Origin of the sequence: Reyranella sp. (assembly GCF_965279625.1) — a bacterium.
Classification (GTDB): Bacteria; Pseudomonadota; Alphaproteobacteria; order Reyranellales; family Reyranellaceae; genus Reyranella.
On sequence record NZ_OZ257251.1, the window covers coordinates 2480295 to 2501930 of the forward strand.

A 21636-nucleotide genomic window follows, 5' to 3' on the forward strand; every position below is an offset into this window, starting at 1 on the left:
AGGAAGATAGTCTTGCTTGTTTAGGCTGACGCCGTCGTAAGGGACTAGGCCACCATGCGGTCGGCCTCCTGCAGGTTGACCGAGACGAGCTGGGACACGCCCCGCTCGGCCATGGTCACGCCGTAGAGCCGATCCATGCGCGCCATGGTCACGCGATGGTGGGTGATGATCAGGAAGCGCGTGTCGGTGCGGCCGGCGATGTCGTTCACCAGGCCGCAGAAACGCTCCACGTTGAGGTCGTCCAGCGGCGCGTCCACTTCGTCCAGCACGCAGATCGGCGCCGGGTTGGTCATGAACACCGCGAACAGCAGCGACAGCGCCGTCAGGGCCTGCTCGCCGCCCGAGAGCAGCGACATGACCTGGAGCTTCTTGCCCGGCGGGCTGGCATGGATTTCCAGGCCGGCCTCCAGCGGGTCCTCCGACTCGGTGAGCCGCAGCTCGGCCTTGCCGCCGCCGAACAGCTTGGTGAAGAGCTGCTGGAAGTGGCCGCTGACCTGCTCGAAGGCGGCGAGGAAGCGTTCGCGGCCCTCGCGGTTGAGGCTCTGGATGCCCTGGCGCAGGCGGCCGATGGCGGCGACCAGGTCGTCGCGCTCGGCCGTCATGGCGGTGAGCTGCTGCTCGAGTTCGTTGGCCTCTTCCTCGGCCCGCAGGTTCACGGCGCCCATCGTCTCGCGCTCGTGCACCAGACGCTCGAGCTTGTGCTCGGCCTTGTCGAGTTCCGGCAGCTCCTCGATCGACTGGACCTCGGCCAGGGCGAGAACGCCGTCGGGCTCGCAGCGCAGCCGCTCGAGAATGCGCTCGACCACGGTCTCGCGATCCTTCGTCGCCTGCTCGACCTGGCCTTCGCGGCGGACCCAGGTCTCGCGCGCCTGGGCCATCTCGGTCTCGGCCTGCCGCAGCGCCTTGTCGGACTCCGACTGACGCGTCTCGCCGATTGCCAGCCGGTCGGCGGCTTCCTGGCGGTTGAACTCGGCCTTCTCGATCTCCTCGGCGAGGACGAAGCGCTTCTCCTCGATCTCGAACGGCTTGGCCGCCAGTTCGGCGATCGCCTCGGCGGTCTGCTCGCGCCGTGCGTCGAGTTCGAGGATCTGGCCGTCGGCCTCGCCCAGGCGCTTGCTCCAGCCGTGATGCTCCTGGGCAATCTGCGCCAGGCGCTCGACACGCATCTTCGAGTCGCGCGCGAGGCGGTCGCACTGGCTCTCGGCCTCGACCAGCGCGGCCCGCAATTCGGCGATGCGCACGCGCAAGGCGCCGGCTTCCGCCCGGTCGGCCTGCGTGTCGGAGATCGACGACAGGCGCGCCTCGCGGAAGGTGCGGCGCATCTCGATGTCGGCGATGTCGCCCAGCACTTCGGCGGCGGTCGTCTCGATGCCGGCGAGGCGGGTGCGGAGCTGGTCGGTGCGGCGGGCAACCTCGACGTGGCGGTCGCGCGCCTGGGTGGCGAAGCGCTCGGCGGTGCCGATGGCGGCCTGGGCGGCGCGCTCGGCGGCGCGAGTCGCCTCACCGGCATCCTGCGCCTTGCGGCGCGCGGCGTCGGCGACGCTGCGCTCGTGGGTGCGGGCCAGCTCGACGCAGATCTTCTCGGCCTCGCGGGCGGCAGCGAGCCAGGTCTTCTCGGCATCGACCCGAGCCTGCTCGATCTCCTGCTCGGCGACGACGCCATCGATCTGATGACGGATATCGGCCAGCCGGTTGCGCTGGCTCAGCCGCACCGCCGCGCTCGACGGCGCGCCGGCGCGCATCGTGTAGCCGTCCCAGCGCCAGACCGCGCCCTCGCGGGTGACGAGCTGCTGGCCGGGCTTCAGGGCGGCCTGCAGCGCCGCGCCGATCTCGTCGTTGGCCACGATGCCGATGAAGGCCAGGCGGCGGGCCAGCTCGGGAAGAGCGCCGACATGCGCCCCGAGCGGCGTCGCCCCTTCGGGAAGAGCCGGCGTCTCGGTCATTGCCTCGAGCGGCAGCCAGTGCACCGGCGCGCCGCGATCCGACGAGGCTTCGAGTTCGTCGCCGAAGGCCGCGCCCAGCGCCTTCTCGTAGCCGGGCTCGACGGAGAGGGCATCGAGCAGCGGCGGCCACAGCGAATTGGCGGCCGATTTCAGCGCGGCGGCGACGCCCGATTCCTCGGCCCGCAGCTTGGTCAGGCGGGCGTTCGTCTTCTGCAGGGTCTCGATCGCGACGGCGTGGCTGGCTTCCGCCGCCTGCCGTTCGGCCGCGCGGGCCCGCTCCATGTCGAGGCGCTCGGCCTCCGCCTTGGCAACGGCCAGACGCGCGGCGTCGGACTCGTAGCGCTCGGCCTCGCGCGCCGCCTCGATCGACTCCTGGCCGCCGAAGCGCGCTTCCTCGAGCGCGGTGCGGGCGGCTTCCAGTTCGGCCTCGACCTCCGGCAGCGCCGGCAGGTTCGACAGTTCGGTCTCGAGCTGACGCTGCTGGGCGGTGACTTCGTCACGGCGCGACGACAGGCGGCGCAGCCGGTCCTGAAGTTCGGCGATCTCGCGCGAGACGCTCTGGCGCAGGGCCTCGTCGTCAGCGATCTGGCGGGTCAGGCGGTCGAGTGCGGCCTCGGCCGAGTTGGTTTCGGTGCGCGCGGCGTCGCGGGCGTCCTGAGCGGCTTCGGCGCGCTCGTCCTCGCCCACGCGCTCCTCCTCGAGGCGGAGGCGCTGGCTGTCGAGATCACCAATCGCGGTCTCGGCGTCGCCCTTGCGTCCACGCTCGCGCGCGAGATCCTGCTCCGTCTGCTGAAGGCGCCGCTCGGCCTCGAGCTGGGCGGCCGCAACACGCCCGGCCTCGGCGGTCAGCGCATCGTGCGCCACGCGCAGGCGCTGGAGCGCGGCGGCCGCGGCGGCCTCGTCGTTGCGCAGCGGCGGCAGCGAGGTCGCCGCTTCGGCCTGCGCCGTGGTGGCGAGGCCGACCAGCCGCGTGAGATCGGAGACCTGGGCCTCCGCTTCCTTCAGGCGCTCGCTCGAATTCGCAAGGTCACGCTCGGCATTGGCCAGCTTCAGCGCCAGCACGGAGGCTTCGGCGCGACGGATATGGTCGGAGAGATTGCGATAGCGGCTGGCCTGGCGGGCCTGGCGCTTCAGCCCCTTGTGCTGCTCTTCCAGGGCGACCAGCACGTCCTGCACGCGGGCGAGGTTCTGCTCGGCGGCGCGCAGGCGCAGTTCGGCCTCGTGGCGGCGGGCGTAGAGGCCGGTGATGCCGGCCGCCTCGTCGATGACGCCGCGGCGGTCGACCGGCTTGGCGTTGATCAGCGTGCCGATTCGGCCCTGGCTGACCAGTGCGGTCGAGCGCGAGCCGGTGGCGGCGTCGGCAAACAGCGTCTGCACGTCGCGCGCGCGGATCTCGCGGCCATTCACCGAATAGGCCGAGCCGTGGCCGCGCTCGATGCGGCGCACGACGTCGAGCTGGTCGGTGTCGTTCACCATCGCCGGCGCGGTGCGGGTCTTGTTGTCCAGCGACAGCATCACCTCGGCGATGTTGCGCGCCGGCCGCTGGCCGGAGCCGGCGAAGATGACGTCCTCCATCTCGCTGCCGCGCATCTGCTTGGCGGAGGTCTCGCCCATCACCCACTTCAGCGCCTCGACCAGGTTCGACTTGCCGCAGCCATTGGGCCCGACGATCCCGGTCATGCCGGGCTCGATCGTAAGCTCCGTCGGATCGACGAAGGACTTGAAGCCGGCGAGCCGGAGCTTGTCGAACTGGACCATTACACCACGCCTGTCTGGTTACGTTCTTCGAGTGCCTACTTGGCCAGCTTGGCGAATACGCCGTCGAGTTCCTCGACGGAGCGCGCGCCGCGATAGAGCTGGCCGTTGATGAACAGGGTCGGCGTCGAGTTGACGCCCATCGCCTCGCCGCCCTGGTAGTCCTTGATCACGGCGTTGCTCATCGCCTCGTTGGCGAGGCAGGCCTTGATCTCGTTCTCGCCCATGCCGGCGATGCGCAGCGGCTTGGCGAGTTCGGCCAGCGGATCGGCCGCCGTCGCCCACTGCGGCTGGCCGCGGAAGATGATGTCGAGCACGCCGAAATATTTGTCGTTGCCGGCGCATTCCGCGATCTGGGCGGCCTTGGCCGCGATCTGGTCGAGCGGGAAGTCGCGGTAGACCAGCTTCACCTTGCCGGTATCGATCCACTTCTTCTTGATCTCGGGCAGGACCTGCGTGTGGAAATGCGCACAGTGCGAGCAGGTGAGCGAGGCGTACTCGATCACCGTGACCGGCGCATTGGGATCGCCCAGCACGTGATCGCCCGGCTGCACGGTCTCCAGACCGGCCTTGCTCGGGGCCGACGCCGCCGCGACGGGCGGCGGCCCGGACGCAGGCGCGCGGGTGCCGAAATAGACGGCGCCAGCAATCGCTGCCACCGCCACGACTCCGCCGGCGACGATCAAGATATTCCGCATTTTACTCTGCCCTCTCCACTACATCTTGGGAATTCCGCCTGTGGGGAGTCAAACGTTAACGGCCCACCTGACGTAAAATCGCTGCGATGGCGTCGATTCCACCCGGATTGCCGTAGCCCTGCTCATTTATGAACAGGGTCGGGGTGGAATTGACGCCCAGCGCCTGGCCGGACTGCACGTCGGCGATGACTTTGTCCAAAAGCCGGTCGTTGGCGACGCAGGCCTGCGCCTCGGCCTCGCTCACCCCCTGCTCCGCCAGCACGGTCATCAGTTCCGCGGCCGGGTCGGACGCGGTGAGCCACTGGACCTGGGTCCGGAATAGCGTGTCGACCGCCGCGAAGAACTTCTCGGGCCCGGCGCACTCGGCCAGCAGGCTGGCGCGCGTGGCGAGGGCATCAGAGGGGTAGTGGCGATGGACCAGCTTCAGCTTGCCGGTATCGATCCAGTCGCGCTTCAGCGCGGGCATGACCGCGGCATTGAAGGTGGCGCAGTGCGGACAGGTGAAGGAGGCGTAGTCGATCAGCACGTTGGGGGCGTCGGGATTGCCCAGCACGTGATCGCCGGGCTGCGCATCGAGGAACCGGGCCGGCGACTGGGCCTGCGCCCGCCTCTCGTCGCCGAGGCACAGCGCGCCCAGGCCACCCAGCAGGAAGCCCCGCCGCCCGGCAATGATGCGGGCCCCCAGCCGCGTCAGCACCGCCCGCAACTCGGGATCCTCGACCGACGCGGTGCGGCTGGCCACCTCCTGCTCGATCACGGGATCGGGACGCGGCGTCCGGGCGGTGGGTCGCGGTGCCGAAATCACGCCCTGCACGATCCGCACGTCGTCGATCATCTTGTGCCCGAAGTAGGCATTCACCCGTTCCACGATCTGGCCGCTCCTGTGCTGGACCTCGAGGGCGGCGGCGCCGGAGACCTTCAGCCGAAGCGCCTTCCCGGCCCGCGCGCCTCGCCCGGCCAGCAGCGCATCGGGCCGCGTGGTGCGCGCCAGCTCGGGCCCGACGACCGCAGGCCAGTCGGCCTTCAGTCGAATGAGGGAGGTGCTGCGGCCCTTGGCAAAGCCCGATGTGAGCTTCTGGGCCAGACCGCCGATCGCACGGAAGCCGTTTTCGCGCATGGACCCTTTCAAACTCCGCTCCTTATGGTAGGCCACACCCCACCGACTGACCATGACCCACGCCGACCGACTGCTCGCCTGGTATGATCGACATCGTCGCACCCTCCCCTGGCGCGCAGCCCCGGGGGAACGCACGGCGCCTTACCGTGTCTGGCTGTCGGAGATCATGCTCCAGCAGACCACCGTCGCCACGGTGGGCGAATATTTCCGCCGCTTCGTCGAGCGCTGGCCCACCGTCGAGGCCCTGGCCGCCGCGCCGCTCGACGACGTGCTCTCGGCCTGGGCGGGCCTCGGCTACTACGCCCGCGCCCGCAACCTGCATGCCTGCGCCCAGGCCGTCGCCAACGACCATGGCGGCCGGTTTCCCGAGGACGAGGCCGGCCTGCGCGCGCTGCCCGGTGTCGGCCCGTACACGGCGGCGGCGATCCAGGCCATCGCCTTCGACCGTCCGGCCTCGGCGGTCGACGGCAACGTCGAGCGGGTGATCGCTCGCCTCTACGCCATCGAGACTCCCCTGCCCGACGCCAAGCCGGACATCCAGGTCCGCGCGGCCCGCCTCGTGCCGCAGCAGCGCGCCGGCGACTACGCCCAGGCGATGATGGATCTCGGCGCCACCGTCTGCATCCCGCGCAACCCGCGCTGCGTCATCTGCCCGCTGATGCAGGGCTGCAAGGGCCGCCGGCAGGGCATCGCCGAGGAATTGCCGCGCCGCGCGGCCAAGGCCGAGAAGCCGACCCGCCGCGGTCTCGCCTTCGTGCTGCTGCGCAAGGACGGCGCCGTCCTGTTGCGCAAACGGGCCACGAAGGGACTGCTGGGTGGCATGGATGAGGTGCCGTCGAGCGCCTGGCGCGAGGGTCCGTTCGTCGCGGCGACGGCGCTCGCCGAAGCCCCGGTCCCGGCGCGCTGGGTGGTGATGGACGGGCTCGTCCGGCACACCTTCACGCACTTCCATCTGGAGCTCACCGTCAGCCGCGCCATCGCGACGACCGGCCGGCTCGCCGCGCTGGCACCCGGCACGAGCTGGTCCGCGCTCGACCGGCTGGACGAACGCGCTTTGCCCACGGTCATGCGCAAGGTGATCGAGCACGCGGTGAAGGGTTAGCAGCCTGTTGGAATAGGCTTTCTTGCAGGTACCGGCGGGCAACATCGACCCGTCAACGGTACCAGGATACCTAATTCAGGGGTGCGACTCTCGTTTCGACTGATTCGTTTATTTCGTTCGTTTCGTTTATTGCCAGGACTTGTCTTGCCAGGACCTGGCCTTTTTCAGCGGCCTGTTAGAGCCCGGCGCGGACCTGCTGGCGGAGATGGTCGATCGGCAGGCGGGCGCCGGCGACGTCGACATGCCAGAAGGTCCAGCCGTTGCAGGCCGGGGCGCCCTGCACCGCCGCGCCCACCTGGTGGATCGAGCCGCGATGATCGCCCCGCGCGTTGGAGGCGGACAGTGAGCCGTCGGCGCGCACACGGGCGTGCAACTGACCGCTGGGATCGCTCAGCACGGCGCCGGGCTGCAGCAGGCCCGATTCGATCAGGACGCCGAACGGGATGCGCGGCTCGGCCCGCTTGCTGGGCTTGGGCGTCACGTCCTCAGGCGCCAGCCGCGTGATCTCGGCGATGCGCTTGCGCGCGATGGCGGCATAGTCGGGATCGCGCTCGAGGCCGATGAAGCGCCGGCCGAGGCGCCGCGCGACGGCACCGGTCGTGCCGGTACCAAAGAACGGATCGAGGATGACGTCGCCCGGATTGGACGCCGACATGATGCAGCGGAACAGCAGCGCCTCGGGCTTCTGCGTCGGATGGGCCTTCTTGCCGTCCTCGCCCTTCAGACGCTCGCCGCCGGTGCACAGCGGCAGCAGCCAGTCGGAGCGCATCTGGACGCCCTCGTTCAGCTCCTTCATCGAATCGTAGTTGAAGGTGTACTTCTTGTTGGCACGATCGCGCGCCGCCCAGATCAGCGTCTCATGCGCGTTGGTGAAGCGCTTGCCGCGGAAGTTCGGCATCGGGTTCGACTTGCGCCAGACGATGTCGTTCAGCAGCCAGAAACCCTGGTCCTGCAGTGCCGTGCCGATGCGGAAGATGTTGTGGTAGCTGCCGATCACCCACAGCGTACCGCCCGGCTTCAGGGCGCGCCGCGCCGCCTTCAGCCAGGCGTTGGTGAATTGATCGTAAAGCGCGAAGCTTGCCCCGACCGAAGCGGAGGGATCTCCGAACTTGTCCCAGTCGTCGTCGACCGCGTCGACCTTGCTGTGGTCGGGCCGCAGCAGCTCGCCGCCCAGCTGCAGATTGTAGGGCGGGTCGGCGAAGACCATGTCGACGGACGCTTCGGGCAGGCTCTGCATCAGCTCGATGCAGTCACCAACGAGCACGCGATCAATTTTTTCCACAGGCATCTGTGGAAGATGAGTCCACAGACACCTCGCGGTCAAGAATCTAATTGAATCAAATGCTTAGACACCATATCGAGTCGGGATTCTCATCCCGACCCACAATAACTAGGGCGCCCGGAAAGCGCTGACCGTCCCTCAGCCCGCTTTCGTCCTGCCGATCGCGTCCAGGCGCCCGAACGCTTCGTCCGTGAACTCGAGTTCTGCCGCGCGCAGGTTCTCATGCAGGTGGGCAACCGAGGAGGTGCCCGGAATCAGCAGAATGTTGGGCGCGCGCCGCAGCAGCCAGGCGAGCGCCACCTGCATCGGCGTCGCCGACAGCTCAGCCGCGACCTCGGAGAGGGTCGAGGACTGCAGCGGCGTGAAGCCGCCCAGCGGGAAGAAGGGCACGTAGGCGATTCCAGCCCGTGACAACTCGTCGATCAGGGCATCGTCGGCGCGATGGGCGATGTTGTAGTGGTTCTGCACGCAGACGATCTCGGCGATGCCGCGCGCCTCGGCGACCTGCGCCGGGGTGGCGTTGCTGACGCCGAGATGACGGATCAGCCCCTGCCTCTGGAGCTCGGCCAGCGCCGTGAAGGGCGCCTCGATCGACCCTTCGGCCGGCCCGTGGTCGCTTCCCATGATGACCCGCAAATTGACGACGTCGAGCGCCGGGACGCCGAGGTTCCGGAGGTTGTCGTGGACCGCGCGCGTGAGATCGGCCGGCGTGAACGCCGGGTTCCACGAGGCGTCGTCGCCGCGTACGGCGCCGACCTTGGTCACGATCACCAGCCCGTCCGGGTAGGGGTGGAGCGCCTCGCGGATGAGCTGGTTGGTGACGTGGGGACCGTAGAAATCGCTGGTGTCGATGTGATCGACGCCGCGCGCCACGGCCTCGCGCAGCACGGCGAGCGCGGCGTCGCGATCCCGCGGCGGACCGAAGACGCCCGGCCCCGCGAGTTGCATCGCGCCATAGCCCAGGCGCTTCACGGGTCGGTCGCCGAGACGGAAGGTGTCGAAGGTATCGCTGTCGGTCATGGAATGGTCTCCTGAGGTGCAGCAGCAGATGTGGACCCTCGATCGGCGAACGATAATCCTGTCCAATCGCAACGGGTTGTGCAGAATTATGCACAATGACCATGGACCTGAACGATCTCTCCGCCTTTGCGGCGGTCGCGCGGGCCGGCGGCTTCCGGGAGGCCGCGCGGCTGGGCCGCGTGTCGGCGTCGAGCTTGAGCGAAGCCGTGCGGCGGCTGGAGGCCGGGCTGGGGGTGCGCCTTCTCAATCGGACGACGCGCAGCGTCGCCCCGACCGAAGCGGGCGCCCGCCTCCTCGAGCGGCTGGCGCCGGCGCTGGGCGAAGTCGAGGCGGCCCTGGACGTCGTGAACACCTTCCGCGACCGGCCGATCGGCACGCTGCGCCTCAACGTGCCGGGCGCCGCCGCGCATCTGGTGCTGCCCTCGATCGTGGCACCGTTCCTGAAAACCTATCCCGACATCCGGCTGGAGATCATCGTCGAGGAAAGCTTCGTCGATGTCCTGGCCGCGGGCTGCGATGCCGGGATCCGCTACGACGAAAGGCTCGAGCAGGACATGATCGCGGTCCCGATCGGCCCGCGCGTCCAGCGCTTGGCCACGGCCGCCTCGCCCGACTATCTGCAGGCGCGCGGCCGGCCGATGCATCCACGCGATCTGCTCGGGCACGCCTGCCTGCGCGGGCAGTTCGCCAGCGGCGCGATGCCGCCGTGGGAGTTCGAGCGCGACGGTGAGGTGGTACGGGTCGATCCGACCGGGCCGCTGGTGGTGCGCATCTCCGGGGCAGCGGACCTCGCGGTCAGTGCCGCCGTCGCCGGTCTCGGCATCGTCTACCACTTCGAAGAATGGCTGCGCCCCTATCTCGACAGCGGCGCCCTGGAGCCGGTGCTGATGCCCTGGTGGCAGAGCTTCCCGGGACCCTTCCTCTACTATCCCGGCCGCCGCCATCTGCCGGCGCCGCTTCGCGCCTTCGTCGATTTCATCAAGACTTGAACATAGGATTGCCACGACGCAGGGACTTTCGACCGGGGGCGGGATGAGCGGGACACGTTCCTTCGAGGAGACTGACGGCAGAGGGGGGCTGAAGCGCCGTGAGGCGATTGGCGCGGCGATGGCGGGCGGGATCGCGCTGTCGGGTCTTTCATCGCCGGCGAGGGCGGCCAGTGGCATCCGCACCCTGACGTCGCCCGAGCAGCTCCGCACGGCTTATCACCATGTCATCGTGGGCGCGGGATCGGCGGGGTGCGTTCTCGCGCATCGGCTCGGGCGGGCCGGGCGTCGGGTGCTCCTGATCGAGGCCGGCTTGCGCGCGGACCTACCGGCCGTCGCGGTCCCGCCGGCCTGGCCGACTCTTCAGGAGAGCGCGCTGGACTGGCGCTACGTGACGACGCCGCAGCCCGGACTGGGCGGCCGCGCGATCACCTGCCCGCGCGGCAAGGCGGTGGGCGGATCGAGCATCATCAATGCGCTGGCCTACCAGCGCGGTCATGCGGCGGCCTACGACCGCTGGCCGGCGGGCTGGCGTCACGCCGACCTGCTGCCCTACTTCAAGCGCGCCGAGACCTTCTCTGGCGGCGCCAATGCCTGGCGGGGCGGCAGCGGGCCGCTGCACGTCCTCTCTCTCGCCGACGTCACGGATCGCACGCAGGTCGCCGAGGCGTTCATGACGGCCGCGCAGCAAGCCGGCTTTCGGCTGACGCCCGATCTGGGCGGGGAAGTCACGACCGGCGTCGGCTGGAATCAGCTCAGCATCCAGGGCCACCGGCGCGACGATGCGGCGACCGCCTATCTCGACAGTCTGGAGAGCGCTTCGGGTGAGACGCAGGTCGATCTGCTCGCGGGCACCGAGGTGCTCGGCCTCGAGATCGAGCGCGGCCGCTGCCTCGGCGTGCGTCTGGCCGGACGGGTCGTGCGATCCGAGGGCGACGTGCTGCTCTGCGCCGGGGCGATCGATTCGCCGCGCTTGCTGATGCTGTCGGGCATCGGCCCGGCCGACGAGCTGCGCGCGCTGGGACTCGCCAGCGTCGCCGACCTGCCCGATGTCGGCCGCCATCTCGAAGATCACCTGCTGCTGGCCGGCGTGGCCTACCAGGCGCGTCGCCCGGTGCCCGCCTCGCACTACAATCACTGCGACTCGCTCCTCTACGTGCCGCATGCGACGCCAGGCGAGAGCCCCGAGATTCTCATCATGTGCCTGTCGGTGCCGTTCGTGCGACCAACCGTCGGACCTCTTTCCGCGCCGGCCTATGTCCTGGTGCCCTGCCACCTGCGCCCGCGCAGCCGCGGCAGCGTCAGGCTCGCCTCCAGCGATCCCCTGGCCGCGGCGATCATCGATCCGAACTATCTCGCCGAACCCGACGATCTCTCGGTGCTGGCGAAGGGCGTCGAGATCGCGCGCGAGATCGGCGCGGCAAAGGCGTTCGACGACTGGCGGGCAAGCGAGGTCTATCCCGGACCGGCCTGGACCAGCGAAGCCGGCCGCCACGACTTCATCCGCCGCGCGACGGATTCGTTCCACCATCCCACCGGCACCTGCCGCCTCGGCGATGTGGTCGACGAGGCACTGCGCGTGAAAGGCATCGCGGGATTGCGCGTCATCGACGCCTCGGTCCTGCCCAGCCCGCCCGCGGCAATGATCAACGCCGCCGTGACCGCGGTTGCCGAAAGAGCGAGCGACCTCGTGCTGGCGGGCTAGCGACGGTTGTCGCCCGCCGCCTCAGGCGCGATTGCGCCGGAACAGCAGCGCGACGATCACGCCGCCCAGCACCGAGGCCAGAACCATGAGCACGAACAAGCCACCCGCCGCCATCAGCGCGTAGCTGCGCGCCTTGGCTTCGGCTTCATCGACCCGCTTGTCGATGAGCTTCCGCACTTCGCCGACCTGCGCGGCCATCTCGTCCCGCAGTGCCTTCAGTTCCGGCCCAATCGCGCGGGCACGCTCCGCGGCCGACTCCTTGCTCTTCTCGATCGCTTCCCGCGCAGACGGCGGCGTCTGGACCTGCGCCTGCTGGGTGACGACCACGCCCGCATCGACGCCTTCCTGGCCGGACGGACGGGCCGACGCGGCACCCGCCGCCATGAGGCCGAAAACGAGGATCAGTGACGGGACAAATCTGGACATGGCGCGGCCTCATCGGGTGGTCCCTGCAAGAATGCAGGCTTGAAGACATCATCCAAGGGCACGCCGCGTGCAACAGTCTTCTATGGCGGCACAAAGGCCCACCCGGCGAGGCTGACCGTGCGCGGCGCTTATGACGTCAGGATCCGGTCCGCGCGGGTCAGGCGGTTTCCTCGGCGATCGCCTTCTTCACGCTCGGCCGCTCCGACATGCGGCGGCGGTGATCCACCACCCGCGGGATGCGTGCGAGGTCGACGCCGTCCTTCTCCAGCCACTGGGCCAGCGTGAACAGATAGGCGTCGCAGATCGTGTAGTGCTCGCCCATCACCCAAGGGCCCTTCAGCATCTCACGCTCGATCAGCTCGAAGCCGGCGCCGACCGATTCCGGCACCTTGCGCTGCATGGCGGCGATCGCCGCCTTGTCGTCGGCATCGACCCAGCGATGTCCGCGCATGCGATGGGCATGCGCCACGTGCACGTGCGAGCAGAGATAGGAATTGAACGACTGGATCTCGGCGAAGAAGAAGGGATCGTCCATCGGTGCAAGTCGCGCCTGCGGGAAGCTCTGCGCGACATAGACCAGCATCGCCGGCGTCTCGGTGAGGATGCCCTTGTCGGTCACCAGCGCCGGCACGCGGCCCTTGGGATTGACCTTGAGATACTCGGCCGACTTCTGCTGTTCCGTCGCGAAGTCGATGCGCACCGTCGAATAGTCGGCACCGACTTCCTCCAGCACGATGTGCGTGGCGAGCGAGCAGGTACTGGCGGTGTAGTAGAGCTTGAGCACGTTGATTCTCCTGCCGTCAGACTTCGGCGTAGATCTCGATGACGTTGCCGTCGGGGTCGCGGAAGAAGATCGCGCGATGGCCCCAGGCCGGGATGTCGCGCGGCGGGCCCATGAGGTCGACGCCGGCGGCTGCCAGCTCGGCCTGGATCTCGTCGATCTCGGGCGGCGCGACGCGGAAGGCGAGCTGAACCGAAGCCGAGCCCGAGGGCGCACCGGGCCCGTCCTGGAAGACGCCTTCGAGGCTGCGCGGCCTAAGGCAGAGCAGGCCCGAGCCGACATGGAAGCTCACCCAGCGCGGCGTCTCGCGCTCCAGGCGGAACTTCATCACGTCGAGATAGAACTGCCGCGCACGAGCGAGGTCCTCACAGAGCAGGACCACGTAGTCGAGATTGCGGATCGATCCGAGGCCCACGCCTTACACCAGGCGCGTGACCGGCGCGAAGCTGCGCCGGTGGTGCGGGGTCGGACCGAGCAGCGACAGCGCTTCGAGATGCTGCTGGCTGCCGTAGCCGCGATTGGTCTCCCAGCCGTAGCCCGGATAGGTCACCGCGAGCGCGTGCATGTAGCGGTCGCGCGTCACCTTGGCGAAGATCGAGGCGGCGGCGATCGAATAGGAATGCGCATCGCCGCCGACGATGGTTTCGGCACGGCAGCCCAGTTGCGGCGGCGCGCGATTGCCGTCGACCAGCACGACTTCCGGCTGCTCGACGAGCGCCTGCACGGCGCGGCGCATGGCGAGATAAGTCGCCTGCAGGATGTTGATGCGGTCGATCTCCTCGACACTCGCCTCGGCCACGGCAAACTGCACGACGCCCGAGGCGATCATCGCCTCATAGGCCTCCTCGCGCTGTTCGAGCGTCAGCTTCTTGGAATCGTCGATCATGCGCAGCAGCTTGCGCGCCGCGCGCGCCCGGTCGATGACTGCCGCCGCTGCATAGACCGGCCCGGCCAAGGGCCCGCGGCCGGCCTCGTCGATGCCGGCCACACGCCCCTCACAACGCAGTTCGAATCGAAAGCTTGGCATTATCCCCATCGAGGCCGGCTAGACTGGGCCATGTCCCCGGTCGCCCGCATCATCGCAGAAGACACCATCGCGATGGAACAGCTACGTGCGGTGCGCACACTCGAATTACCGGACTGGTGTATTGCCGCGGGATTCGTGCGCAATCGCGTCTGGGACCATCTGCATGCCATCGTGCCGGCGCGCCTGCCTGTGGATATCGACGTCATCTATTTCGATGCCGACGACGTTTCACGCGAGAGCGAGGCGGCGTTCGAACGCCAACTCGAAGCGCTGCTGCCGGGCCTACCCTGGCAGGTGCGAAACCAGGCGCGCATGCATGTCTGGAAGGAACTGCCGCCACATCGCGACACCGCCGACGCGATGACCTGCTGGCTGGAGACGGTGACCGGAATCGGCGTGCGCCTCGAAGCCGACGACGCGCTCACCGTCATCGCCCCGCTCGGCACCGACGATCTCCTGAACCTGCGCTGCCGCCCGACCCCGTACGGCCGAACCCGACGCCACGAGTACGATGCCCGGGTCGAGGCCAAGCGCTGGCGCGACCTGTGGCCGAAAGTGGAGTTCCTCGACTAGAGTTCGGCCCCGATGATCGCTGCCTTCCTGCCTCTCGCCGCCATCGCCCTCGTGGGCGCCCTGCTCCGCCACTTCATTCCCGGCATGGAGCAGACCCGCCAGTCGATGAACAAGCTGGTCCTCTACGTCTTCCTGCCGGCGCTGGTGTTCCGGACCGTCATGGACGGCACGATCAGCCGCCTGTTCCTCGAAATCCCCGCCCTGGCCGCGATCGGCACGCTGTCGTGCCTGGCGGTGGGTTTCGTGGTGTTCCACTTCCTGCCGATCCCCGGCCCGACCAAGGGCGCGATGATGCTGGGCGCGGCGTTCGGCAACGTCACCTATCTCGGCCTGCCCGTGCTGCTCGGCATCTTTCCCGGTCAGGCCGACCAGGTTTCCGAAGTCTCGGTCCTGTTCGAGGTCACCAAGTCGTCGCTCAACCTCACGATCGGCGCCATGATCGCCATCGCCTATGGCAGCCAAGAACCGATCACCTTCCGCCGGACCGCACTGGAGGCCCTGAAGCTGCCGCCGATCTGGGCGCTGGTCGCTGCCATCCTCTGGAAGGTTTCGGGCGTGCCCTGCCCGGCCGTTGTCATGGATGCCGCGTCGATCCTCGCCGTGGCGGTCAGCGGCATCATGATGCTGTCGCTCGGAATGGCGCTGCGCTTCTCGGCCACCAAGCTGATGGCGCTGGCCCTCCCCGTCTCGGCGATCAAGCTGGCCTTCGCGCCGTTCGTCGTCGCGAGCGCCGTGGGCCCCCTCGGGCTCTCGGGCGTCTACGCCAACGCCGCCATCCTGGAAGCCGCGATGCCGAGCCAGCTCCTGTCCTTCATCATTGCCGGCAAGTTCAAGCTCGACGAAGAGACGCTGGCCTTCGTCATCATGGTCGACACCGTCCTCGCCTTCGTGACCCTGCCGCTGGTGAGGACGCTCCTGCTCGCGACCTGATCGGCGCCCGCGCCGTCAGCTCGACGTGGCCATGGAGGCCATGAGCTTTGCCCCCTGCTCCTGCGCGCGCAGGGCTGCCGGCCGCCCGACATGGCGCTCGGCATAGTCCTCGAACACCGGCCGCTTCTCGATGCCGCCGAACATCATGCCCCAGTGCAGGAACGACGCCATGTAGAGGTCGGCCGCGGTGAAATGGTCGGCAGCGATGGTGGTCCGCTCCGCAACCGCCTGGGCAACGGTCTCAAGGGTGCGCTCATACGAGCCGTAGCCGAACATCACCTGCAGCTCCGGCGTATCGGGACTCCAGCCGGCAGCCTTGTTGGCCAGGGCCGGCTCGCCGCAGCCGGAGACGAAGAACATCCAGCGGTAGTAGGCGCCGCGCTCGGCAGGCGGCGGCGCGAGCTTCGCCTCGGGAAAGAGGTCGGCGAGGTAGCAGAGGATGGCACCGCTCTCCGTGACGACCGTGTTGCCGTGGCGGAGCGCCGGCACCTTGCCCATCGGATTGATGGCGAGATACTCGGGTGACTTCATGTCGGGCCCGAACTGCTTCACCTCGAGCCGGTAGGGACAGCCAATCTCCTCCAGCATCCAATGGACCATCGCTCCGCGCGACTGCGGATGCGTAAACAGGATCAGTTCGTCGGCCATGACGTCACTCCTCTAAAACAATCTCATCTGCCTTGCGTCGCGCTTGGCGTCGACCAACGCCGTGCGGGCGGCGGCGGGCACCGCGAAGCGCATCGTGTCGAGGCGGTAGCGGACGCGGTTGAGGTCGAGGCGCTTGACCGCGGCGGCGAACCGCTTGCTCAAGAGCTGCGCGATCGGGCCCTCGCCCTTCATGCGCGTGCCGAACTCCGCCTTGTAGAGTTCGCCACCGCGGATCTGGCGGATCAGCGACAGGACGCGGTCGGCACGGCCGGGCCGGTTGGCGCGCAGCCACTCCTCGAACAGCTCCTTGATCTCGAGCGGCAGGCGCAGCGCCGTATAGCCCGCGCGCGTGGCGCCGGCCGCCGCCGACGCATCGAGAATCGATTCCATTTCGTGATCGTTGAGGCCGGGGATCATCGGCGCCGTCATCACGCCCACCGGAATGCCGGCCGCCGCGAGTTCGCGGATCGCATCGAGCCTTCGATGCGGGGCCGAGGCGCGCGGCTCCATGGTGCGTGCGAGGTCGCGATCGAGGGTGGTCACCGAGAGGAACACCTCGGCCAGGTTGCGCTTGGCCATGTCACCCAGAATGTCGATGTCGCGGGTGATCAGATGGTTCTTGGTGACGATGCCGACGGGATTGTTGAAGTCGCTGAGCACGCGCAGGATCTGGCGTGTGATCTTGAGGTCGCGCTCGACCGGCTGGTAGGGGTCGGTGTTGGTACCCATCGCCACCACGTCGCAGCGATATTTCGGCGAAGCCAACTCGGCGGTCAGCAGCGCCGCCGCCTCGGGCTTGAACAGGATTTTCGTCTCGAAATCGAGGCCGGGCGACAGGCCGAGATAGGCATGGGTCGGCCGCGCGAAGCAGTAGATGCAGCCATGCTCGCAGCCGCGATAGGGATTGATCGAGCGGTCGAAGGGAATGTCGGGCGAGCTGTTGCGCGCGATGATGGTGCGGGTGGCATCCTTCGTCAGCGTGGTGCGCAGCGGCGGCAGCTCGTCCTCGATGTCCCAGCCGTCGTTGGTGCGGATACGCTTCTCGTCGTCATAGCGGCTGGTCGCGTTGCTGAGCGCCCCGCGCCCGTTGTGCTGCGGCTCGGCGATCTGATCGTCCGGATAGAGCGGCGTGACGGGCTCTTTCATATGCCGAGTCATAGAACAAAAAGAGAACGAGTCAAGCCACTGTCTCTAGGGGTTCATTGTCTCCGCATAGGACCACCCCTAGAGAGGAATCATGACTGCCATCGAGTTACGCCCCGCCCGCCCCGAGGATCGAGACTTCCTGCACAGCCTCTCGCCGCGCCTGTCGGGCGTGCCCGGCCCCGCCTGGCACGACCAGGCCGCCATGGACGGCTTCCAGGACCGTTACATGACCTCGACCTTCGCCACCGTCGACCCGGCGGCACAAACGCTCATCGCCTGGTCGGCCGACGGAAAGCGCCTGGGCTACATCCACATGCGCCCGTTCAAGGACGGGGTGACGGACGAGCCCTGCGGCTATGTCTCGTTGCTGGCGCTCACCGAGGAGGCCGAGGGCCAGGGCATTGCGCACCTGATGATGCAGGCGGCCGAGACCTGGGCGCGCGCAAAGGGTTACCGATTCCTCTGCCTCGACGTGTTCGCCGACAATCTCCACGCCGTGGAGTTCTACGAGCGCCGCGGCTTCCAGACCGAGACGCTGCGCATGGTGAAGCCGCTATAGCCACTCCGCACGGATCGAGCGGATCGTCTCGCGCTCGAACGACAGGGCGATCCGCGAGCGCAGATGGTCCCTCATTGCGGGCGACAGGCCGGCGTCGCTCCATTGCGAAGGATCGGACGGATCGCGCGGCGCCTCGGTCTGCACCTTCCAGCGCGCCATGAACAGGGTGGTGCGCAGCCAAGTGAGCCGGCGCATCGGCTGCAGCCAGGGGCGCAATTCGGCGGCACGAGTCTCGCCGATCTGCGCGAGGTAGGTTTCGCAAAAGTGCCCCACCTCGGCAAGGGAGAGAACTTTTCCGACAGCGGGATGCCACACGGTCGAGGTCGGCAGCGTCGCGTGCGCGAGATCGATCGCCGGCGAACCGACATGGACCTTTTCCAGATCGACGAACCAGGCGAGGCCGTCGCCATCGACGATGAAGTTGCCGGGATGCGTGTCGGCCAGGGCGATCGACAGAGGTTGCGGTCGGCTTGCCATCGTTGTCGCCATGTCCCGCATCAGTTCGATTTCTTCGGCGATCTCCGCTCGTGCGACCACGTCAGTGACCGCCTTGTCGAGAAAACGCTGGGCGCCCTGCTCCACGACATCGAGCGTCGTACGGAACGGATTGTCCTGGCGCGGGATCGGCGAGCCCGCTGTGGGCAGCGGCAGCGAATGAAGCCGCGCCAGCGTATCGGCCATCGCGTCGAGTTCGTCCGGCAGGCGTGGCGCCCGGCCCTCGATGAAATCGACGATCAAGGCCCCGCCGGGCCGTCCGGGCCGCGGCTCGATCACCTCGTGGAGCTTCGGCGTGCGCTCCGCCGGCGCGAGATGACGAAAGGCTTCCGCTTGCAGGTGCAATCGCACAGCCGCCGTCGGATCGTCTTCGTAGGCATAGGCAATCCGCGCGAGCCGTCCGTCCTTCAGCCGTACGTGACCATGCGCCGTCCCAGTCGCCGGCAGCACCTCGCCCTCGCGAATCGCGGCGAGGACGTCAGTCATGATCCCTCACCCTGAGGTGGGCGCGAAGCGCCCGTCTCGAAGGGTGGGAACAAGCACCTTGTGTGTGGCCCATCCTTCGAGACGCGCGCCTCCGGCGCGCCCCTCAGGATGAGGGGGATTCGGATGTCAGCCACTGCGTGGCAGCTTGCCTTCGTTGAGGCGCGGCATCAGTTCGGCGAAGTTGCAGGGGCGGAAGCGGATGTCGAGCTGCTGGCGCAGGATGTCGTCCCAGCCGTCCTTGCAGGCGCCGGTCGAGCCCGGCAAGGCGAAAATGTACGTCGCGTTGGCGACGCCCGCCGTGGCGCGGCTCTGCATGGTCGAGGTGCCGATCTTCTGGAAGCTGATCCAGCGGAAGGTTTCGCCGAAGCCCTCGATCTTCTTCTCGAACAGGGCCTCCAGCGCCTCCGGCGTGACGTCGCGCCCGGTGACGCCGGTGCCGCCGGTCGAGATCACGACCTCGATGCTTGGATCGTCGATCCACTTCTGCACCTGCGCGCGGATCAGCGCGATGTCGTCGGTGACGATGGCGCGGTCGGCCAGGACATGGCCGTCGCGCGCGATGCGCTCGACCAGCGTGTCGCCCGACTTGTCGGTCTCGAGCGTGCGCGTGTCGGAAACCGTGAGAACGGCGATGTTCACCGGCTTGAAGGGCTTGGTTTCGTCGATGCGATTCATGGGTTCACTATACTCCAGGACTCGGCATCCTTCGATGTTCGCCATCGCAGAGCCGATAGACGCCACCGAAGGATTTTTCCTCGCGCCGCCCGAAAGCCATCAGGACTTTCCATTGACTCTCCGGAGCGGCGTTTTAGTGATTGCCGGCTGTAAATTCGCCCCACAATCCCCTTCATTGCTTCCGAAAACACCGCCTAGAGAAGCTGACACTCAAAGCTCGGAGATATCATGACCGGCCCCACCGACTGGAAGCATGACGGCGTGCGGGTCATCCCCGCCGGATCGCTCGACACCAACACCGCCCAGACCCCGGGCATGAACCGGGCCGCGGCCATCAACTTCGCCCGCGTCGGCGCCCAGAAGCTGTGGGCCGGCACGGTGACCATCCATGCCCACGCCAAGACCGGCGCCCACCATCACGGGCACCTGGAGAGCGTGATCTACGTCGTGAAGGGCCGCGCCCGCATGCGCTGGGGCGACGAGCTCCAGTTCGTCGCCGAGGCCGGTCCCGGCGACTTCATCTACGTGCCGCCCTACGTGCCGCACCAGGAGATCAACGCCTCGGACACCGAGCCGCTGGAATGCGTGCTCGTGCGCTCCGACAACGAGGCGGTCGCGATCAACATCGACATCACACCGGCCGAGAAGGTCGAGGAAGTCTACTGGGTCGATCCCACGCATCCCCATCCTCACAAGCATTAGCTTGTGAGGATGGGCGGGCGGCAGCGCTTGTCATCAAGCGCGAGAGCCCGCTCCGTGCAGAATGGATAAGAAGTCTTCCGAAGGCGGCCCTAACCGGCCGCCTTCTTCTTTTTCGGCCACAACCCCGCCAGCAGCAGCAGCACGGCCACGATCGCGAAGCCCGCCGACAGATAGCTGTGCAGGAAGATCGTCGGGTCGCCGTCGGAGATCGCCAGGGACTGGCGCACCGAGCGCTCGAAGATCGGGCCCAGCACGTAGGCCAGGATGACGATACCGAGATCGAAGCCGTGGCGGCGCAGGCCGTAGCCCACGAAGCCGAAGATCACCGCGATCACCACGTCGGCGGGATTGCCGTTCGACGAATAGACGCCGATCAGGCAGACCGCGAGGATCATCGGCGTGAGATAGGCGCGCGGGATGTCGAGGATGCGCACGAACAGGCCGATCAGCGGCAGGTTCAGGATCAGCAGCATGATGTTGCCGATATACATGCTGGCCACGACGCCCCAGAAGATCTCGGGCTGGCGCTCCAGGATGGTCGGGCCCGGCGTGACGCCGTGGATGATGAAGGCGCCGAGCAGCAGCGCCGTCACCGCATTCGCGGGGATGCCCATGCAGAGCAGCGGCACGAAGGCGCCGGCGGTGCCGGCATTGTTGGCCGATTCCGGCCCGGCCAGTCCCTCGACGGCGCCCTTGCCGAATTCCTCGGGATTCTTCGAGAGCTTGCGCTCCATGCCGTAGGACAGGAACGAGGCCAGCACCGCGCCGCCGCCGGGCAGCAGGCCGACCAGGAAGCCCATGACGGTGCCGCGCACGACCGGGCCGACCGAGCGCCGCGCCTCCTCGCGCGAGGGCATGAAGCCCAGCAGGTGCGAGGGCGGCGGCAGGACCTTCATGTCGTCGGGCTTCTGTCGCGCCATGAACAGCACTTCGGAGAGGCCGAACAGGCCGATCGCCAGCGGCACGAGATTGACGCCATCGCCCAGCGCCAGGATGCCGAAGGTGAGCCGCGGCGTCATGTTGAGGGGATCGCTGCCGATCGTGCCGAGCAGCAGGCCGAAGGCCGCCATCAGCAGCGCCCGTGGCAGCGAGCCGCTCGACATGTAGGTGACCATGGTGAGGCCCGCGAGCATCAGCATGGCGTATTCGGCGGGACCGAACTTGATGACGAGCTCGGCAAGCGGCGGCGACAGGAAGGTGATGCCGATGACGCCGACCGTGCCGGCGAAGAACGAGCCGATGCCCGCGATGCCCAGCGCCGCGCCGGCGCGTCCCTTGCGTGCCATCTCGTAGCCGTCGAGACAGGTCACGACCGAGGAGGCCTCGCCCGGGATGCGCATCAGCACCGAGGTCACGGTGCCGCCATAGGCCACGCCGTAATAGATGCCCGACAGCATGATGATGGCCGAGGTCACGTCCATCTTGAACGTGATCGGCAGCAGGATGGCGATGGTGGTGAGCGGCCCCAGTCCCGGCAGGATGCCGACGACGGTGCCAAGGAACGCGCCGACGAAACAGTAGAACAGGTTGTCGAGGGTCAGCGTGGTGGCGAAGCCACCCAGCAGCGCTTCCATGGGGCG

At 68.1% G+C, this 21636-nt stretch carries 21 protein-coding genes; 7 read left to right on the plus strand and 14 right to left on the minus strand.

Annotated features, from left to right (window positions below; genetic code table 11):
- Positions 1-44: 44 nt before the first annotated feature.
- The 3 genes from ACQY78_RS12125 to ACQY78_RS12135 are packed head-to-tail and all read right to left on the minus strand — an operon-like array spanning position 45 to position 5513.
- A complete protein-coding gene (locus tag ACQY78_RS12125) occupies positions 45-3701 on the minus strand; it encodes a chromosome segregation SMC family protein (protein WP_428685938.1) in 3657 nt (1218 codons plus the stop codon).
- A gap of 35 nt (positions 3702-3736) precedes the next feature.
- Complete coding sequence (locus ACQY78_RS12130) at positions 3737-4396, minus strand: DsbA family protein (protein ID WP_428685940.1); 660 nt, start codon at positions 4394-4396, stop codon at positions 3737-3739.
- Positions 4397-4451: 55 nt separating this feature from the next.
- Positions 4452-5513, minus strand: coding sequence for a DciA family protein (locus tag ACQY78_RS12135; RefSeq protein ID WP_428685941.1), 1062 nt, complete (start codon positions 5511-5513; stop codon positions 4452-4454).
- A gap of 52 nt (positions 5514-5565) precedes the next feature.
- Here ACQY78_RS12135 and mutY point away from each other — a divergent pair, with 52 nt between their 5' ends.
- Positions 5566-6615 (plus strand): A/G-specific adenine glycosylase, encoded by a 1050-nt coding sequence (gene mutY, locus ACQY78_RS12140; protein ID WP_428685942.1) that lies wholly within the window; start codon positions 5566-5568, stop codon positions 6613-6615.
- 175 nt (positions 6616-6790) lie between these two features.
- Here the strand turns inward: mutY and ACQY78_RS12145 are convergent, their stop codons facing one another.
- Together ACQY78_RS12145 and ACQY78_RS12150 are read right to left on the minus strand one after the other, a co-directional pair.
- Positions 6791-7903 carry a site-specific DNA-methyltransferase gene (locus ACQY78_RS12145; RefSeq protein WP_428685943.1) on the minus strand — a complete coding sequence of 371 codons (1113 nt, stop codon included), beginning with the start codon at positions 7901-7903 and terminating at the stop codon, positions 6791-6793.
- 132 nt (positions 7904-8035) lie between these two features.
- Positions 8036-8917: an aldo/keto reductase family oxidoreductase gene (locus ACQY78_RS12150; protein ID WP_428685944.1), complete on the minus strand. Its 882-nt coding sequence runs from the start codon at positions 8915-8917 to the stop codon at positions 8036-8038.
- A gap of 95 nt (positions 8918-9012) precedes the next feature.
- Here ACQY78_RS12150 and ACQY78_RS12155 point away from each other — a divergent pair, with 95 nt between their 5' ends.
- Together ACQY78_RS12155 and ACQY78_RS12160 are read left to right on the plus strand one after the other, a co-directional pair.
- On the plus strand, positions 9013-9906 hold the full coding sequence (locus tag ACQY78_RS12155) for a LysR family transcriptional regulator (RefSeq protein ID WP_428685945.1): 894 nt from the start codon (positions 9013-9015) through the stop codon (positions 9904-9906).
- Between the two features lie 43 nt (positions 9907-9949).
- Positions 9950-11608, plus strand: a complete 1659-nt coding sequence (locus tag ACQY78_RS12160) for a GMC family oxidoreductase (protein WP_428685946.1) — start codon at positions 9950-9952, stop codon at positions 11606-11608.
- A gap of 21 nt (positions 11609-11629) precedes the next feature.
- Here the strand turns inward: ACQY78_RS12160 and ACQY78_RS12165 are convergent, their stop codons facing one another.
- The 4 genes from ACQY78_RS12165 to ACQY78_RS12180 all read right to left on the minus strand — a co-directional run bounded on the left by ACQY78_RS12165 (position 11630) and on the right by ACQY78_RS12180 (position 13803).
- Positions 11630-12034, minus strand: a complete 405-nt coding sequence (locus tag ACQY78_RS12165; RefSeq protein ID WP_428685947.1) for a hypothetical protein — start codon at positions 12032-12034, stop codon at positions 11630-11632.
- Between the two features lie 157 nt (positions 12035-12191).
- A complete protein-coding gene (locus ACQY78_RS12170; protein WP_428685948.1) occupies positions 12192-12818 on the minus strand; it encodes a glutathione S-transferase family protein in 627 nt (208 codons plus the stop codon).
- Positions 12819-12834: 16 nt separating this feature from the next.
- Complete coding sequence (locus ACQY78_RS12175) at positions 12835-13230, minus strand: VOC family protein (protein ID WP_428685949.1); 396 nt, start codon at positions 13228-13230, stop codon at positions 12835-12837.
- A 3-nt stretch (positions 13231-13233) separates the two neighbouring features.
- Positions 13234-13803, minus strand: a complete 570-nt coding sequence (locus tag ACQY78_RS12180; protein ID WP_428685950.1) for a ribonuclease HII — start codon at positions 13801-13803, stop codon at positions 13234-13236.
- A 69-nt stretch (positions 13804-13872) separates the two neighbouring features.
- On the opposite strand from ACQY78_RS12180, the gene ACQY78_RS12185 reads away from it, so the two are divergent.
- Positions 13873-14415, plus strand: coding sequence for a nucleotidyltransferase family protein (locus ACQY78_RS12185; protein ID WP_428685951.1), 543 nt, complete (start codon positions 13873-13875; stop codon positions 14413-14415).
- A gap of 12 nt (positions 14416-14427) precedes the next feature.
- The gene (locus ACQY78_RS12190) at positions 14428-15345 is read left to right on the plus strand and encodes an AEC family transporter (protein WP_428685952.1); all 918 of its coding nucleotides are present in this window, start codon (positions 14428-14430) and stop codon (positions 15343-15345) included.
- Between the two features lie 15 nt (positions 15346-15360).
- Here ACQY78_RS12190 and ACQY78_RS12195 read toward each other — a convergent pair whose 3' ends face one another.
- Complete coding sequence (locus ACQY78_RS12195) at positions 15361-15993, minus strand: glutathione S-transferase family protein (RefSeq protein WP_428685953.1); 633 nt, start codon at positions 15991-15993, stop codon at positions 15361-15363.
- 12 nt (positions 15994-16005) lie between these two features.
- Entirely contained in the window at positions 16006-17139 is a 1134-nt protein-coding gene (locus tag ACQY78_RS12200; protein WP_428685954.1) for a PA0069 family radical SAM protein, read from the minus strand.
- A gap of 91 nt (positions 17140-17230) precedes the next feature.
- Here ACQY78_RS12200 and ACQY78_RS12205 point away from each other — a divergent pair, with 91 nt between their 5' ends.
- On the plus strand, positions 17231-17698 hold the full coding sequence (locus ACQY78_RS12205; protein ID WP_428685955.1) for an N-acetyltransferase family protein: 468 nt from the start codon (positions 17231-17233) through the stop codon (positions 17696-17698).
- On the opposite strand, the gene ACQY78_RS12210 is transcribed toward ACQY78_RS12205, so the two are convergent.
- On the minus strand, positions 17693-18679 hold the full coding sequence (locus tag ACQY78_RS12210) for a phosphotransferase (RefSeq protein WP_428685956.1): 987 nt from the start codon (positions 18677-18679) through the stop codon (positions 17693-17695). The two genes, ACQY78_RS12205 and ACQY78_RS12210, sit on opposite strands and share 6 nt — an antisense overlap.
- A gap of 126 nt (positions 18680-18805) precedes the next feature.
- Positions 18806-19354: a molybdenum cofactor biosynthesis protein B gene (gene moaB / locus ACQY78_RS12215; protein WP_428685957.1), complete on the minus strand. Its 549-nt coding sequence runs from the start codon at positions 19352-19354 to the stop codon at positions 18806-18808.
- Positions 19355-19582: 228 nt separating this feature from the next.
- Between moaB and ACQY78_RS12220 the strand changes: the two genes are divergently transcribed.
- Entirely contained in the window at positions 19583-20056 is a 474-nt protein-coding gene (locus tag ACQY78_RS12220) for a cupin domain-containing protein (protein WP_428685958.1), read from the plus strand.
- 89 nt (positions 20057-20145) lie between these two features.
- On the opposite strand, the gene ACQY78_RS12225 is transcribed toward ACQY78_RS12220, so the two are convergent.
- Positions 20146-21630, minus strand: coding sequence for a tripartite tricarboxylate transporter permease (locus ACQY78_RS12225; RefSeq protein ID WP_428685959.1), 1485 nt, complete (start codon positions 21628-21630; stop codon positions 20146-20148).
- Positions 21631-21636 lie beyond the last annotated feature (6 nt).